Here is a 14,038-nt window from a genome sequence, read left to right as displayed (position 1 = left end):
AACACGGCACAATAACCACGACCACGTGGCCTACTTTTCACCGTCGCTTCTGGCCTACTTTTCGACCGTCGTCAACACGCTCTTGCGCAAGTGTCGATCGTTTTGCGTGATCGACCAGAAACCGGGTTCGGGATGGTTATCGTTTCTTAGCGGCAGCGAGGGGGCTGGGATGTGTATGCGCAGGACACCCAGCGCGATGGGACAGACGTCCGACAATGCGTCCGTGATGGCCGCCTTCGTCAATCTCTGAACCTCGGTCTGGTCCCCAAGGAAGGAGCGCAGGATGTCCAAGCGAGTTGTGTTGTGCTGCGACGGCACGTGGAACACCCCCGACCAGCTCAGCGGCGGCACATCTACACCAACCAATGTCACCAAACTCGCGCTGGCGATCGCTCCCAGCGACCCGGCAGGCTGCGAACAGCGCATCTTCTACCATCGCGGAGTCGGGACGAGCCGGTTCGAACGCATCCGCGGAGGCGCTTTCGGCTTTGGACTGGCCCGCAATGTCCGTGACACCTACCGCTTCCTAGTGGAGAACTACGACCCTGGCGACGAACTGTTCTTCTTCGGCTTCAGCCGCGGCGCTTTCACCGCACGCAGCACTGCCGGGTTCGTGCGCAACTGCGGGATCCTGCGGCGCGAGTACGAGGACAAAATTGACGAAGCCTATGGGTTTTACCGCAGTCGCAGCAGCGCCACCCATCCACGCAGCGTCGAGGCAACCCTCTTCAGAAGCTCCTACTCACACGAACCATCCATCCGCTTCATCGGGGTCTGGGATACCGTCGGCGCACTCGGCATCCCGCTGAGCGGGCTGCGCCTGGTCAACCTGTTCAACCGACGCTGGCAGTTCCACGACACCGCGCTGAGCAGCAAGGTCGACGCCGCGTTCCAGGCGCTGGCGATCGACGAAGAACGCAGGCCCTTCCGGCCCGCCATCTGGCAGCAGGCGCCGGACGCGCCGTCAGCCCAACGTGTCGAGCAGGTGTGGTTCGCCGGCGTGCACTGCGATATCGGCGGCGGCTACAACCCGCCGGGCCTCAGCGACATCACGCTGCCGTGGATGGTGCGGCGCGCACAGGAGTACGGCCTCTTCTTCGCCCCCGAAGCCTTCAGCTATCGGGAGTCCGCCGACGTCCCGCCACCGGACCCGACGGCCACCACAGCCGTCCGCACCTCGGTGCACCCGAACCCGCTGCAGCCGCCAGAGAACTCACGCACTCGCTTCTACCGGCTGATCCCCCCGTACATCCGTCCGATCGGCATCACTGACCCGGCCCGCGAATCCATCGCCTCCACTGCCATCGAACTTCATGAGCGCAGGCCGGCCTACGCACCAGAGAACCTCGTCGCTTACCTCGGCGGGCCACACAACACAGAAAGGCTCGACGAGCAGCTGGGGTGGTGAGCCTTGCGCCGCCGTTGCACTCAGCCGAGCAATGCCCCGATGGCGCTCTCCGGCAGATGAGCCAGTAGCGCGCGAGGGTCTTCGAAGACGTCAACCACTCCCGCAGCACGCAATTCATCGCTGCCCACGCCGCCACTCCGGACGCCGACGCACTGCACCGCCGCCCGCGCGCATGCCTCTGCATCCCAGACCGCATCCCCAACGAATACGGCGTGCGCCGGAGTGACACCGGCCTTGTCGAGTGCCACCTCGATGATGCCGGGCTCGGGCTTGGCCGTGTCGACGTCGGCGGCCGTGGTCACCGCCGACACCACGTCGTCACAGTCCAGGACCTGACGCGTCAGCGCAAGCTCGTCCTCGGGCGCTGATGTGGCCAGGACCACCTGCAGACCCAGGTCAGCCACCCGGTGTAAGAGTTCGCGCGCGCCCGGTAACGGCCGCATCAATCCAGCTGCCTGGCGGTAGTAGCGGCTGTGCAGTTCCTTGAGTCGCTCTGCGGTTTCGTCGGGCACATCGCCGCCCAGGTCACGGATCAATGACGCGCCGTCCATGCCGATGCAGCGGTGGACGCGCCATGCCTGTACCAACAACTCTTCGTCGGCGAACGCGCGCAGCCACGCATGCACGTGGAGATAATTCGTATCGACCAAAGTGCCGTCAACGTCGAACAGAACCGCTGGGTGTGCCATACCGCCGGGAGTACCCCCGATCGGTGCCACCTACGCCACCCCGAGACGACCGACGTTGACGGGCCTGATTACCGATTGACCGCGAATTATCTTGGTAGCCGAGCGGTTACCGCCAATCAGAAGCCACAGGGACACGTCGCGTGGTGGCCCCCAGGCTGCGCTGTGATGCGATCCGGCGCGGCGAACCGCCCCGCGCCGGGAACGGCGGTTGACTTAGCTCAGTCCAGAGGACTGAACGGCCGGCTGGGCCGGCTTCGCGGTTCCGCCGAGCCGGTTCACCACGTAGTCGGCGGCACGGTCAGTGAGCCCGCTCGCGATGTACGCGCCGTGGGCGCCCTGGTCGCTGCCGGTCGGCGAGCACACCGGGTCCTCGGGGATACACACGTCGTCGGTCTTGCCGATGTAGCGCGGGCCGACGGTAATGGGCGGCGCACCCGTGAAGATCATCTGTAGGAATCCGCTGGACGGTTTCCCGAACAGGACGACGGAAGCCACGTGGTCGGCCGCCGAAGGCGGCATCGGGCCGGTCAGCCCTGGCGGCAAAGTGAAGCCCTGCGGCACGTGGTCCTCGGTGATGTACGCGGCCACTGCTGCCCCTTGCGAGTAGCCACCGAGTACGACCTTGGTGTTCGGGCACGAGTTCGCTGTGGCCATGACCTTGTTTTTTGCGTCGATCACGCCGTCGGCGGCGGTCGCGAAATCAAGGGACGCAGGGTAATCGACGGCGTAGACGTCCACCGACTTTCCAGGCGTCTTGGCGCGGAGCGAGTCCACGAACGCCTGCCCGACGCCCCCGACACCTGCGGGCTCGAAAGTGCCTCGGGCAAACACCACCTGCACGTCCGGACACGCCTCTGCCGCCGCGTGCCCGGCCGTGGCTACGCCACCTGCGGTGACCGACACCGCCGCGACGACAGCCATCATCATCAATCGATCAGTACGAATCATCTGGACGCGCCCCCAACTCGACAACAAAGCGGCAGCGACGATGCCCCCGCAATCATCCACCTCATGTCTACCCCAATCGAATCAGTCGAAACACCGACGGTCCAGTGATCCACACCACCTACCGAGCTCGCGCAGCGAAATCGGCTGCCTCGAAGCGGAACTCACTGCGTCTGGGTGGGGATTCGCCTTGTACTTCTTGGACGCGGTGCAATGTCGGGTGCCAGCACGGCACCGGGCGCTGCGGCCATGGAAACTCGAAGCATGCGCGGCGCCGAACCTCTGCTGACTCCTATGCTCATCATCGTTTGTGCGGTGATGGCCCTCGCAGCCGCCGCGGTCAACCGCTTCGTGCTCAACGGATCAATGTGGGAGGCGCCGAGCGCCGCCGTGCGTGCGGCACTTCAGCTCGCGGCGGTGTCGACTGTGCTCGCAGTCGCCCTCCAGCGGCTGTGGTCGTCGATGCTGGTTCTTTTGGTGATGTTCATGGTGGCCTCGATTACTGCCGCCCGTCGCAGTCAGGCACGTCATGGTGCCGGGTGGCTGCCCGTTGCCTTAGCCGCCGGCATGGTCATGGTGATCCCGCTACTGACGCTCAGCGGTGTCGTGCCGTTCACCGGTGTCGCCGTGGTGCCCGTGTTCGGCATCGTGCTCGGCGGAACGATGACCGCCTCGGCGGTGGCGGCGCGCCGTGCACTCGATGCGCTGAGCCAGCGCGCCGGTGAGGTTGAGGCGGCTCTTGGACTTGGCCTTTCGGAGCGCTTCTCGCGGATGCTGGTCATCGAGCGACCCCTTTCTGACGCCCTCCTGCCCAACCTCGACCAAACCCGGACCGCCGGGCTTGTCACCCTTCCCGGGGCATTCGTCGGCGTACTGCTGGCCACCGGCTCCGCCGCGCAGGCGGCGGCGGTCCAAGTCCTGGTCCTCGTCTCACTCTTACTCGCGCAGGTCTGCGGCGTTGCGGTCGTCGGGGAACTCGTGGCTCGAGGCAAGATCACGCGGCCGATGCTGTGACAGCGGCAGCTGTCCGGACGATGTCGCGCAACCATTTGTGTCGATGGTCGTTATTGAGCGCTCGATTCCAGATCATTCGGTAGGGCATGGCGGCGATTTCGGTGGGGGCTGGCAGTGCGTTCAGCGTCGGGTCATCGACCCACTGTGGGCTGAGTCGCGAAGGGAGCGTTGCGATCAGGTCCGACCCGGGCAACAGTCCGGGGGCCACCCAGTGGTACGGCACTATCACCGCAGCATCGCGGGGCCGGTCTATTCGCGCCAGCGGACGATCCACCGCACTTTGCAGGGAGTCGCCGGTATCGATGACGACATGCGGGTAACGCAAATAGTCGTCGAGACTGATGCGGGTTGCGCTGGACAGGGGGTGTTCGCGCGCCATCACGCAGCTGAATGGTTCGACGAAGATCAGTTCGGATTGCACGTCGGTGGGTAAGTTCCCGCCGTAGAGCCCGATATCGACTGCGCCACTGCGAATTTGCTCAAGGATGCCGTCAAGGCGCAAGTTGCGGAAATGGACGGAGGTGTTGGGCGACTCGGCCCGCACCTGCTGACAGATCTTCGGGCCGAAAAGTTGCGCGGCGTAGTCCGTGCCGGCGAGACTGACCGGCTGCGTGGCTTGACTTGGGTCGAAGTCGTTGGGCGACAACAGATGTTCGAGGAGCGGAACGACCGTGCTCAGCTGGTCGTAGATTTCTTCAGCCCGCGCCGAAAGCCGGAAACCGCTGGGATCGCGAACCAATAACGGATCGTCCAGTACCCGTCATTTTCATATGGGCCAGCAGCATCCAGCGTGTGGCGTAAGCCCGGGAGCGTATCGAACAGCCCGGTGACAGGGTCAACTATGGAGCTGTCGTGGTACTCCCAGCCCGCCTGATGCTCCTCGGAGCCATGATGGTGGTCGATCGTGTAGATCACGCCGCCGGTCATGCTGAGCTGCTACGCCCAGCATGACCGTCGACTTGCCGCAATGGGTGCCGATCTCGACACCGGTACCGGCACCGGCACCGGCACCGGCACCGAGATAGTGCATTGCCGTGTCGTACAAGACCCGACCTTCATCGGCCGGCATAAAGCCGGAGACTCGCTCAGCCAAGTCGAACAGGCGGGCAGCGTCCGGCGGCAAAACTGTTTCGGGCCTAATCATATCGGCCAACGTACCGCGACCAGCGACATGTGATGTAGCAATGTCGACCCGTAGGTCTAGGTCCACGTTGATGGATGGTCCATGGTTCCCCAGCAAGCACACGATCGGTGATCGTGCTGTCAGTGGCAATCGTGTTAGAAACGCACTGCTAGGTCTTGGGAGACTAGTCTGCGCACGCCCCAGAAGTAGGTCACTAGGGGCATGGTGCACCACAGAACGTTGATCAGGACGAACTTCACCCACATCTCCACTGGCGAGGACATGCTTCGGAGGTCGTTGGCGATCTCAACGCCGAAGTAGACCGCCGGCAGCGTGACCTCGACGATCATGCCTGCCATGATCAACGACAACTGGACACTGCTGAACCGCTTGCCATTTCGGAAAAACTGAACGAGCGCATAGGCTTCGAACAGCCCGACGAATAGCGCGATCCATTCCAGGCAGACGATCAGTGGATCGGCGTTGAGGTAGCGGGCGTCACCCCCGAGCAGGATGGCTGACCACATGTAGGTCCAGATTGATCCGTTCTCGACTCCTGCACGGATCTGGTCGAAGAGCAGCAGCCACGGCAGTTCCCAAATGAAGCGCGGGATCAGGGCGATGAACACCCACACGATCACCATGGCACCGAATCGTTCAGACCGTGTCCGTGTCCGCTGGTCGGCGAAGGCGATCCACGGCAGGACCAGCGCGGTCACGAAACAGCCGATGACGACAAGCACCATCGCGGTCGATGCAACGTCATGTGGGACACCGGCGTGAAATTCCAAGTACCAGAACACCGGGTGTATGGCGAAGAAAAACGCTAATACTCCGAACAACGATTTCTGCAGCGACGAGAATCCGCGGCTAGGCGATGCGCATCGGGTGCGATGGTGTCGGATTGTGTCTGTCATGAACGGGCCTCCACGTTGAGGGGACGGTAGACAATGCGAACCCGGCGCCGTGGACTGCCGCAGGCTTCGTGTGAGAAACCTTGTGACACTTGCAGGGGGCAACCGATCATCGTTTTATAGCAGCCGTAATGTTATAACATGTGTTAGGGTTTGTCTCCTTGAATAGGCACCGCTGCACGGCATCACTGATCGCCGTGGGGCGTGTGGGCTGCGTCGTGGACCGACCTACCTCGAAAGGGGCCCGAAGTGCGGATTTCGTTCGGTCGGCGAGCGAAGGTGCGATTGTCTGCGGTGGTCTTGGTGGCCGCTTTCGTGGCGACCATTGGCGTCACGTACCTGTCGTACCGCGGGGCCTTCACGCCCACCTTCACCGTGATCTTGACATCACCGCGAGCCGGCCTGGTGATGGACCGCGACGCCAAGGTGAAGTTCCTCGGTGTGCAGATCGGCAAGGTCTCCCAGATCTCGTACGACGGCGCGTCGGCTCAGCTGACCCTTGCCATCCGCTCGGACGAGTTGTCCAAACTGCCGTCCAACGTCACCGCTCGGATTGCCAGCAGCACGATCTTCGGTGCCAAGTCGGTCGAACTGATTCCGCCGGCGCAGCCGGCAAGAAGCCGACTCGCGCCGCAAGCGCATTTGCAGGCCGCCGACGTCAGCATCGAGGTCAACACCCTGTTTCAAACACTGGTCGACACCCTCGACAAGATCGATCCAGTTCAACTCAACACGACCTTGACTGCGCTCGGAAATGGCCTGCGCGGCAACGGCAAGCGCATCGGTGATGCCGTGGCGACCCTCGACCAATACCTAGGGACGATCAATCCGCACCTGCCGACGCTCGAAGACGACGTGCCGAAGGTGAGCACCGCCGGCGACATCTACAACTCGGCCGCCAACGATCTGGTATCCACCCTGGGCAACATCACGCCGATCAGCCACACCATCGCCGCCGAGCGCGACCAACTCAGCGCCACGTTGCTTGCGGCCACCGGACTGGCGGACGCCGGCGCCGATACCCTCACCCCTGCCGCGGCCGACCTGATCGCCGCCATCCAGCGACTGCGCGCTCCGTTGGACGTCATGAGCCAGTACTCACCCGAATACGGCTGCCTGATCACCTCATTGGCCAAGGCATACAAGAAATTCGGCCCTTACATCGGCGGCACTCAACCAGCCCTGTTCGTCAACGCCGGATTCATCCCCGGGTCACCGGCCTACACGTATCCAGAAAGCCTGCCACTGGTCAACGCCTCCGGAGGCCCCAACTGCCGCGGGCTGCCCGACCTTCCCACCAAACAGGGAGCCGGATCCTGGTATCGACCACCGTTCCTTGTGACGGACAACGCCTATGTTCCGTATCAGCCCAACACCGAGCTGCAGTTTGACGCCCCCTCGACACTGCAGTTCCTGTTCAACGGCGCCTACGCCGAACGAGACCGGTACTGATGACCGCGCAACGAACCGCACTGAAAGTCGGCATCTTCACCGCCGCCATGCTGATGGTGATGGCGGGCCTGATCGTCACCTTCGGCCAATTTCGATTCGGCTCCGCCAACACATTTCACGCCGAGTTCGTATCGGTGTCACGCCTCAAAACCGGTCAAGACGTGCGTATCGCTGGCATCGCCGTGGGCACGGTCGAAGACATCGCGATCGACGGCGACCACGCCACAGTCACATTCACCGTGGACAAGCGGCAACAGCTCTACAGCTCCACCCGCGCTGCGATCCGCTACCAGAACTTGACCGGTGACCGATACCTAGAAATCCTCGCGGGCCCGGGAGACCTGCGCAAGCTCCCTTCGGGAGGAACGATTCCGCGCAGCAACACCGAACCGGCGCTGGACCTCGACGCGCTGCTCGGTGGTCTGCGGCCCGTACTCAAAGGCCTGGACGGAGCCAAACTCAACCAAGTCAGTAACGCACTGATCGAACTGCTCCAGGGCAAGGGGGCGACGCTGTCGACCGTGCTGGCCAACACCGCCGACTTCACCCAGACCGTCACGAGCCACGATCAGCTCATCGAGCAGACCATCGACAATCTCACCTCTGTCCTGTCGGCCGCCGATCAGAAAAGCACCGAACTGAGCACCAGCGTCGACCAGCTTCAGCAGCTGATCACCACCCTCAATCACGGGCGCGACCCCATCGCAAACGCCTTGCAGCCGTTGGCGAATACCCAACGCGACCTCACCGACGTGCTCAGCACAGCCAGGCGCCCGTTCCGGGCCATCATCGACGCCTCCGGTCCACTGGCAACGGCACTTGATGACCGTCAGAAGGACGTCAACGCCACCATCGAACCGCTGGCTGAAGACTATCTGCGACTCAGTGCACTCGGCGCCTACGGCTCGTTCTTCAACATCTACTTCTGCTCGGTCAAGATCAAGATCAACGGCCCAGCCGGCAGCGACATTCTCCTCCCTGCGGTCAAACCACCAGCATCGGACCACGGAAGGTGCGACTTTGCCAAATGATCCTGGTAGCCGAGATCCGTTGCGCACTGGCGTTTTCGGCATCGCTATCGTCACGTGCTTGGTGCTGGTGTCCTTCGGTTACACCGGGCTGCCGTTCTGGCCTCAAGGGCGTCACTACACCGCCTACTTCGCCCATGCCGCCGGCATCTCGGACGGCAATCCGGTACAGGTCTACGGATACACCGTCGGACACGTGGATGCCATTGACCTCGACATCGCCGGGCAGGCAGCCAAGGTCGGTTTCACCGTGGACCGCAAAATCCGCGTCGGCGATCAATCCTTGGTTGCCATCAAGACTGACACAGTGCTCGGGCAACGCTCGATCGAGCTGACTCCGCGCGGCTCGGGGCTGATGACGCTGATTCCGCTGGCGCGCACCAGCACGCCCTACACACTCAACAACGCCTTACAAGACCTCGGGCACAACGTCGGCGAGCTCGACCAACCCAAATTCGTTGACGCGCTACGCACCTTGACCGCCGCCATGCGCGACGCCACACCCCAGGTCCACGCCGCTCTCGAAGGCATCACCGCCCTCGCCAGCAGCGTCAACGCGCGAGACGAGAAGGTACAACAGATGCTGCGCCATGCCGCGTCCCTGTCCCGAGTGGTAGCCGAACGCGCGGACCAAATCAACCAGCTGATTACCGATGGGAACACCCTATTCGCCGAACTGGCCAGCCGGCGCGACGCCATCGACCAACTCATCGCTGGCATTAAAGCCCTCGCTGACCAACTATCCGGCTTCGTCAGGGACAACGAACAATCCCTGGGGCCGGCCTTGGTCAAGCTGAACCTTGTTCTGGACAATCTCAACGAGCGGCGCGAACACATCTCCCAAGCGTTGACGCGGCTGCCTGCTTACGCCACCGCGCTGGGGGAAGTGGTCGGATCCGGTCCGGGCTTTCAAGCCAACGTCTTTGGTGTTCCGCCCCCAACACTCGGTGGCGTCTTGTTGGACTCCTATTTCCAACCCGGCAAGCTCCCCGCCAGCCTGGCCGACTTCTTGCGTGGATTCATCACCGACCGCACTATCGTAAGGCCGAAATCGCCGTGAGCAGACTCAACGCCGCCCTTCGCCGACGCCCTGCGGTGATCGCTCTGGTCGTCGTACTGCTCGGCTCTGCCGCCGGCGCGCTGGCGATGCAGTGGTCCAGGACCGCACCGCTGACCATCACCGGCTACTTCGCGTCAACGGTGGGCCTGTATCCCGGTGACGAGGTCGAAATCCTCGGCGTACCAGTAGGATCGGTCACCCATATCGAACCCGGGCCCGCACACGCCGTGGTGACATTCACCATCCGTGCCCGTGTTCCCGTGCCCGCCGACGTCGCCGCGGTGATCACGGCACCGAATCTGCTTTCGGCACGCACTCTCGAATTGGCACCCGTCTATACCACCGGCCCGAAACTGGCCGACCGCAGCACCATTCCTATCGCGCGCACCGCTGTTCCAGTCGAATGGGACGATGTCAAAGACCAACTGACCCAACTGGCGACGCAGCTGGGCCCGCAAAACGGCACCCTGCAAGGGCCACTGCGTGAAGCGATCGACCAGGCCGCGGACACCTTCGACAACAACGGCCTGTCGTTTCGCAACGCGGTGCGTGAACTGTCCCAAACCGCAGGGCGCCTCGGCGATTCGCGCTTCGATCTCGCCGGCACCATCAAAAACCTACGAGCGCTAGTCGACGCCTTGTCCGGCAGCAACGAACAGATCGTCCAGTTCACCGACCACGTCGCATCCCTGTCACAGGTATTCGCCGACAGCTCCACCGACCTCGCCCGGTCGCTGGACGCGCTCAACGCCGCCCTCGCTCAGGTCAAAACCTTTCTGACCAAGAACAATCCATCCATCAGCGGCCAAGTGACCAAGCTGACCGACTTCACCTCGCTACTTACGCAACACAGCCAAGACATCGAACAGGTACTACACGTCGCACCCAACGGGCTGGCGAACTTCTACAACATCTACAACCCCGCACAAGGCTCCATCGGCGCCATCTTGTCCCTGCCGAACTTCGCCAATCCCGTCCAGTTCCTGTGCGCCGGCGTTTTCGACGCCGCAGCGACACCCGACTACTACAAGCGCACCGAGATCTGTCGACAACGCATGGCACCCGTCCTGAAGAGGATCATGATGAACTTCCCACCTGTGCTGTTCCATCCGATCAACACCATCACCGCATACAAGGGCCAAATCACCTACGACACCCCGGCTACTGAAGCCAAGGCCCAAACTCCCGTATCGCAACTGCAGTGGCAGCCGCTGCCCGGACAGACCAGGCCGACCACGTCCCCGGCGACCGACCTCGCCAGCCTGCTCCTGCCGGACCCATCGGCACCTCCAGCTCCAGGTGGCGACATCGGCACAGATGCCCACGGCGGCCCGGCCATGCCCGCGGCACACGATCAGCCTTCCTCAACCACAGCGTCCGTACCGGGACCGCACCAATGAGCACCGCCGCGGCCCGCCGCCGCCCGGTGCGTCTGCTCGCGACGATCGGATCCACCGTCCTCGCGGTCAGCGGATGCGAATTCGGTGGGCTGAACTCGCTTGATATGCCGGGCACACTCGGCCACGACGCCGGATCATTCACCGTCACCGTCGAACTGCCCGATGTGTCCGCCCTCCCGCAGAATTCGCCCGTCCTCGTCGATGACGTCACCATCGGCAGCGTCTCCGGGCAACGCGTCGCGCAGCGCCCTGACGGCACGTTCTACGCCGCTCTGCAGCTATCGCTGAGTTCGGCGGTGCACCTGCCGGCCAATGCCACCGTCACTCTTGGTCAGACCTCGCTGCTCGGTTCGCAGCACGTCGAACTTGCCGCGCCATCGAGAGAGCCACCGGTGGGAGTGCTCAGCAACGGCGCCACCATACCGACGCAGCGGGCCGGCCGTTACCCCAGCACCGAGGAAGTCCTATCCACCTTGGGCGTGGTGGTCAACAAGGGCAATCTTGGTGCACTACAAGACATCACCGACGAGGCTTACGCCGCCGTCGCCGGTCATGCTGGACAATTCGCCAACCTGCTCCCACAACTGGGCACACTGACCGCCGCCGTGGACCGGCAAGGCAACAACATCGTGGACGCAATCGAATCGATCAACAGGGTGGCAGCGAAATTCGCCGCCAACGCGCCTACCGTGACCGCCGCATTGGCGGCACTGCCCGAAGCAACCCAAACCCTCAACGCCAACGCTGGGCGGATCATCGACACCTTTGCCGCGCTGAGGCGTTTCAGCGAGACCGCGTCACAGATCCTGGCCCGAACCAAAGCCGACATCACCGCCGACCTCACCAACTCCTACGCCGTGATCAAACCGCTAGCTGACCATGCGCAAGAACTCATTGACGCGCTACCCATCATCGTGACCTACCCCTTCCCGCAGACCGGCATCAAGCAAGCGGTGCGCGGGGACTACCTCAACGCGATCGCCACGCTGGACCTGACCCAACGGCGTCTGGGCGAGAACATCTTCACGACCTCGCCGCTGGACCCGAACATGAAGCACCTGGACGAAATCCTCAATGCCCCTGACTTTTTGATGGGCGAACAAGCCAACCTGTCCGGACAGGCCGCTGACCCTTTCGCCATACCTGCTGCGCCTGATCCCGCCACGGTTGGCACACGCTGATGCTCACCCGGCTCATTCGATGGCAATTGACCATTTTCGTCGTCGTTTCGATCTTCGCGGTCGGGGCGGTGGCCATCTTTTACCTGCGCGTGCCCGAGGCGCTGGGCATCGAACGCTACGACGTCACCGCGGACTTCGCCGCCAGCGGCGGACTGTATCCCAACGCCAACGTCACCTACCGCGGAACCACCGTCGGCCGCGTCACCTCGGTAGACCTGACCGACAAACTCAGCGTCGACGTGCACATGCGTCTGGACTCCGGTATGGCCATTCCGGCCAACGTCACCGCTTCGGCCAAGAGCGTGTCGGCGATCGGCGAACAATACGTCGATCTCATGCCCGCATCCGGCGGCCCGCTCGGCTCGGCGCTGCACGACGGATCGATCATTGACCGTTCCCACACCGCGCTGAGCGGCGACATTGCAGGACTGCTCCGGCAAGCCCAGGGTCTGGTCAACTCCCTGGACCAAAGCAAACTCAAGGACCTGCTGCGCGAAACTGCGGCCGCGTTCAACGGCGCCGGCCCCGACCTCGCCCGGCTCGTCAATACCGCCAGCGCTCTGCTCGATCAGCTCAGCGCCCACGGCGAGGACACCACGGTCCTGATCGACCGGATAGGCCCATTTCTTGACGCTCAGATCCGCAGCGGTGAGAACATCACCGCGCTAGCCGACCGGTTGGCCCGCTTCACCACCGATGTGCACACGGCCGACCCGCAACTGCGCTCATTGCTCGACATCGCGCCGGCAGCCGCAACTGCGGCCACACGCACATTCGACGGCATCCGGCCGTCGTTCCCGATGCTGGCGGCCAACCTCGCCAACTTCGGCCGCATCGGGGTCATCTACCACAAGTCGATCGAGCAGACACTGGTCGTCCTCCCCGCCGTGACCGCTGTGCTCATCAGCGCCGCCGAACAGCTCCCCGCCGATGAGGGCGTCAAAGTCGACTTCAAACTTGGGCTCGGTGACCCGCCGCCGTGCAACGTCGGCTTCATCCCGCCGACGCTCATCCGATCCCCGGGAGATCAGACTCTGCGCGACCTACCAACAGACCTTTACTGCAAAGTGCCGCAGAGTTCGTCGGCGGTGGTGCGCGGCGCCCGCAACTACCCTTGTCAAGAATTCCCCGGCAAACGCGCGCCCACCGTCGCGCTCTGCCGCGATCCCCAAGGTTACGTTCCGATCGGCAATCAAGCCTGGCGTGGACCGGCCGTACCCGAAGACACACCGATCACCGATCCGCGGAACATACTGCCCGCCAACAAATATCCGTACATTCCGCCCGGCGCCGACTACGACCCGGGTCCTCCCGTCACACACCTGCCACCCGGGGCGGCCCCGGGGCCTGGGCCCGCCGAGTACGCCCCCTACCCCTTGCCGGTACCCCCCGCCACACCCGGTCCTCCGCCCCCGCCACTGCCGTATGACCCTCCAGCAGACCAACGCGTTCCGCCGTACGGTCAACAACCACCCCAGCCCCAACAAGATCCGCACACCAACGCCCCCGCAAGCTGGCGGTCAGCCGGAGCCCCGAACTCAGCGGAGGACGCGTCGCCCATTTCAATGCGGCCTCAACTCGCCACGTACGACTCGGCTAACGGACTCTTCCAAGACCACAACGGAGACATCGGCGTATTCGTTGTCGACGACAGCAAACACCCATCCACCGAGAGTTGGGTCGACCTCATGCGCGCACCACGACAACCAACATGAATGCACTGCCACGACGCGCAGTCATCGCATTACGGCACCCGCATAGGATCGACACATACAGCCGCCACACAGGGACGCTGCTCCCCCCAACAGTTGGACAGACGGGATC

The 14,038-nt window shown here is 63.4% G+C and carries 13 protein-coding genes and 1 pseudogene; 9 read left to right on the top strand and 5 right to left on the bottom strand.

The window, feature by feature from the left end:
• Together AC3WTE_RS27645 and AC3WTE_RS27640 are read left to right on the top strand one after the other, a co-directional pair.
• The coding region (locus tag AC3WTE_RS27645) for a hypothetical protein (protein WP_492442693.1) at nucleotides 1–250 on the top strand (250 nt) is incomplete at its 5' end.
• Nucleotides 251–283: 33 nt separating this feature from the next.
• Complete coding sequence (locus AC3WTE_RS27640) at nucleotides 284–1,408, top strand: T6SS phospholipase effector Tle1-like catalytic domain-containing protein (RefSeq protein WP_492442692.1); 1,125 nt, start codon at nucleotides 284–286, stop codon at nucleotides 1,406–1,408.
• Between the two features lie 20 nt (nucleotides 1,409–1,428).
• Here AC3WTE_RS27640 and AC3WTE_RS27635 read toward each other — a convergent pair whose 3' ends face one another.
• Together AC3WTE_RS27635 and AC3WTE_RS27630 are read right to left on the bottom strand one after the other, a co-directional pair.
• Nucleotides 1,429–2,097, bottom strand: coding sequence for an HAD family hydrolase (locus AC3WTE_RS27635; RefSeq protein WP_492442691.1), 669 nt, complete (start codon nucleotides 2,095–2,097; stop codon nucleotides 1,429–1,431).
• A gap of 213 nt (nucleotides 2,098–2,310) precedes the next feature.
• Nucleotides 2,311–3,045, bottom strand: a complete 735-nt coding sequence (locus tag AC3WTE_RS27630; protein WP_492442690.1) for a cutinase family protein — start codon at nucleotides 3,043–3,045, stop codon at nucleotides 2,311–2,313.
• Between the two features lie 261 nt (nucleotides 3,046–3,306).
• On the opposite strand from AC3WTE_RS27630, the gene AC3WTE_RS27625 reads away from it, so the two are divergent.
• Complete coding sequence (locus tag AC3WTE_RS27625) at nucleotides 3,307–4,056, top strand: ABC transporter permease (RefSeq protein WP_492442689.1); 750 nt, start codon at nucleotides 3,307–3,309, stop codon at nucleotides 4,054–4,056.
• Here AC3WTE_RS27625 and AC3WTE_RS27620 read toward each other — a convergent pair.
• From AC3WTE_RS27620 to AC3WTE_RS27610, 3 genes and pseudogenes are all read right to left on the bottom strand, one after another.
• Nucleotides 4,037–4,795, bottom strand: a complete 759-nt coding sequence (locus tag AC3WTE_RS27620) for a LysR substrate-binding domain-containing protein (RefSeq protein WP_492442688.1) — start codon at nucleotides 4,793–4,795, stop codon at nucleotides 4,037–4,039. The genes AC3WTE_RS27625 and AC3WTE_RS27620 overlap by 20 nt on opposite strands.
• A gap of 35 nt (nucleotides 4,796–4,830) precedes the next feature.
• Nucleotides 4,831–5,200: pseudogene (locus AC3WTE_RS27615) on the bottom strand (class I SAM-dependent methyltransferase); the annotation flags it as partial.
• Between the two features lie 134 nt (nucleotides 5,201–5,334).
• A complete protein-coding gene (locus AC3WTE_RS27610; protein ID WP_492442687.1) occupies nucleotides 5,335–6,096 on the bottom strand; it encodes a hypothetical protein in 762 nt (253 codons plus the stop codon).
• A gap of 246 nt (nucleotides 6,097–6,342) precedes the next feature.
• On the opposite strand from AC3WTE_RS27610, the gene AC3WTE_RS27605 reads away from it, so the two are divergent.
• Genes AC3WTE_RS27605 through AC3WTE_RS27580 form a run of 6 tightly spaced genes read left to right on the top strand, consistent with a single transcriptional unit; the run spans nucleotide 6,343 to nucleotide 13,929 of the window.
• Nucleotides 6,343–7,545: an MCE family protein gene (locus tag AC3WTE_RS27605; protein ID WP_492442686.1), complete on the top strand. Its 1,203-nt coding sequence runs from the start codon at nucleotides 6,343–6,345 to the stop codon at nucleotides 7,543–7,545.
• Nucleotides 7,545–8,576, top strand: coding sequence for an MCE family protein (locus tag AC3WTE_RS27600; RefSeq protein ID WP_492442685.1), 1,032 nt, complete (start codon nucleotides 7,545–7,547; stop codon nucleotides 8,574–8,576). Before AC3WTE_RS27605 ends, AC3WTE_RS27600 begins: the two co-directional genes overlap by 1 nt.
• Entirely contained in the window at nucleotides 8,566–9,633 is a 1,068-nt protein-coding gene (locus AC3WTE_RS27595; RefSeq protein WP_492442684.1) for an MCE family protein, read from the top strand. Before AC3WTE_RS27600 ends, AC3WTE_RS27595 begins: the two co-directional genes overlap by 11 nt.
• The gene (locus tag AC3WTE_RS27590; RefSeq protein WP_492442683.1) at nucleotides 9,630–11,033 is read left to right on the top strand and encodes an MCE family protein; all 1,404 of its coding nucleotides are present in this window, start codon (nucleotides 9,630–9,632) and stop codon (nucleotides 11,031–11,033) included. Before AC3WTE_RS27595 ends, AC3WTE_RS27590 begins: the two co-directional genes overlap by 4 nt.
• On the top strand, nucleotides 11,030–12,214 hold the full coding sequence (locus AC3WTE_RS27585; protein WP_492442682.1) for an MCE family protein: 1,185 nt from the start codon (nucleotides 11,030–11,032) through the stop codon (nucleotides 12,212–12,214). The genes AC3WTE_RS27590 and AC3WTE_RS27585 overlap by 4 nt, the downstream gene beginning before the upstream one ends.
• Nucleotides 12,214–13,929, top strand: coding sequence for an MCE family protein (locus tag AC3WTE_RS27580; protein WP_492442681.1), 1,716 nt, complete (start codon nucleotides 12,214–12,216; stop codon nucleotides 13,927–13,929). Before AC3WTE_RS27585 ends, AC3WTE_RS27580 begins: the two co-directional genes overlap by 1 nt.
• Nucleotides 13,930–14,038 lie beyond the last annotated feature (109 nt).

This window comes from Mycobacterium sp. FW102-FHT13B02, from assembly GCF_058790275.1.
The sequence above is the reverse complement of the archived record's forward strand: the minus strand, read 5'-3'. Positions and strand labels throughout refer to the sequence as shown.

Coding starts and splice junctions, on each gene's coding strand:
- AC3WTE_RS27585 (WP_492442682.1), top strand. CDS start 11,030: ATGAGCACCGCCGCGGCCCGCCGCCGCCCGGTGCGTCTGCTCGCGACG.
- AC3WTE_RS27600 (WP_492442685.1), top strand. CDS start 7,545: ATGACCGCGCAACGAACCGCACTGAAAGTCGGCATCTTCACCGCCGCC.
- AC3WTE_RS27580 (WP_492442681.1), top strand. CDS start 12,214: ATGCTCACCCGGCTCATTCGATGGCAATTGACCATTTTCGTCGTCGTT.
- AC3WTE_RS27610 (WP_492442687.1), bottom strand. CDS start 6,096: ATGACAGACACAATCCGACACCATCGCACCCGATGCGCATCGCCTAGC.
- AC3WTE_RS27640 (WP_492442692.1), top strand. CDS start 284: ATGTCCAAGCGAGTTGTGTTGTGCTGCGACGGCACGTGGAACACCCCC.
- AC3WTE_RS27625 (WP_492442689.1), top strand. CDS start 3,307: ATGCGCGGCGCCGAACCTCTGCTGACTCCTATGCTCATCATCGTTTGT.
- AC3WTE_RS27630 (WP_492442690.1), bottom strand. CDS start 3,045: ATGATTCGTACTGATCGATTGATGATGATGGCTGTCGTCGCGGCGGTG.
- AC3WTE_RS27635 (WP_492442691.1), bottom strand. CDS start 2,097: ATGGCACACCCAGCGGTTCTGTTCGACGTTGACGGCACTTTGGTCGAT.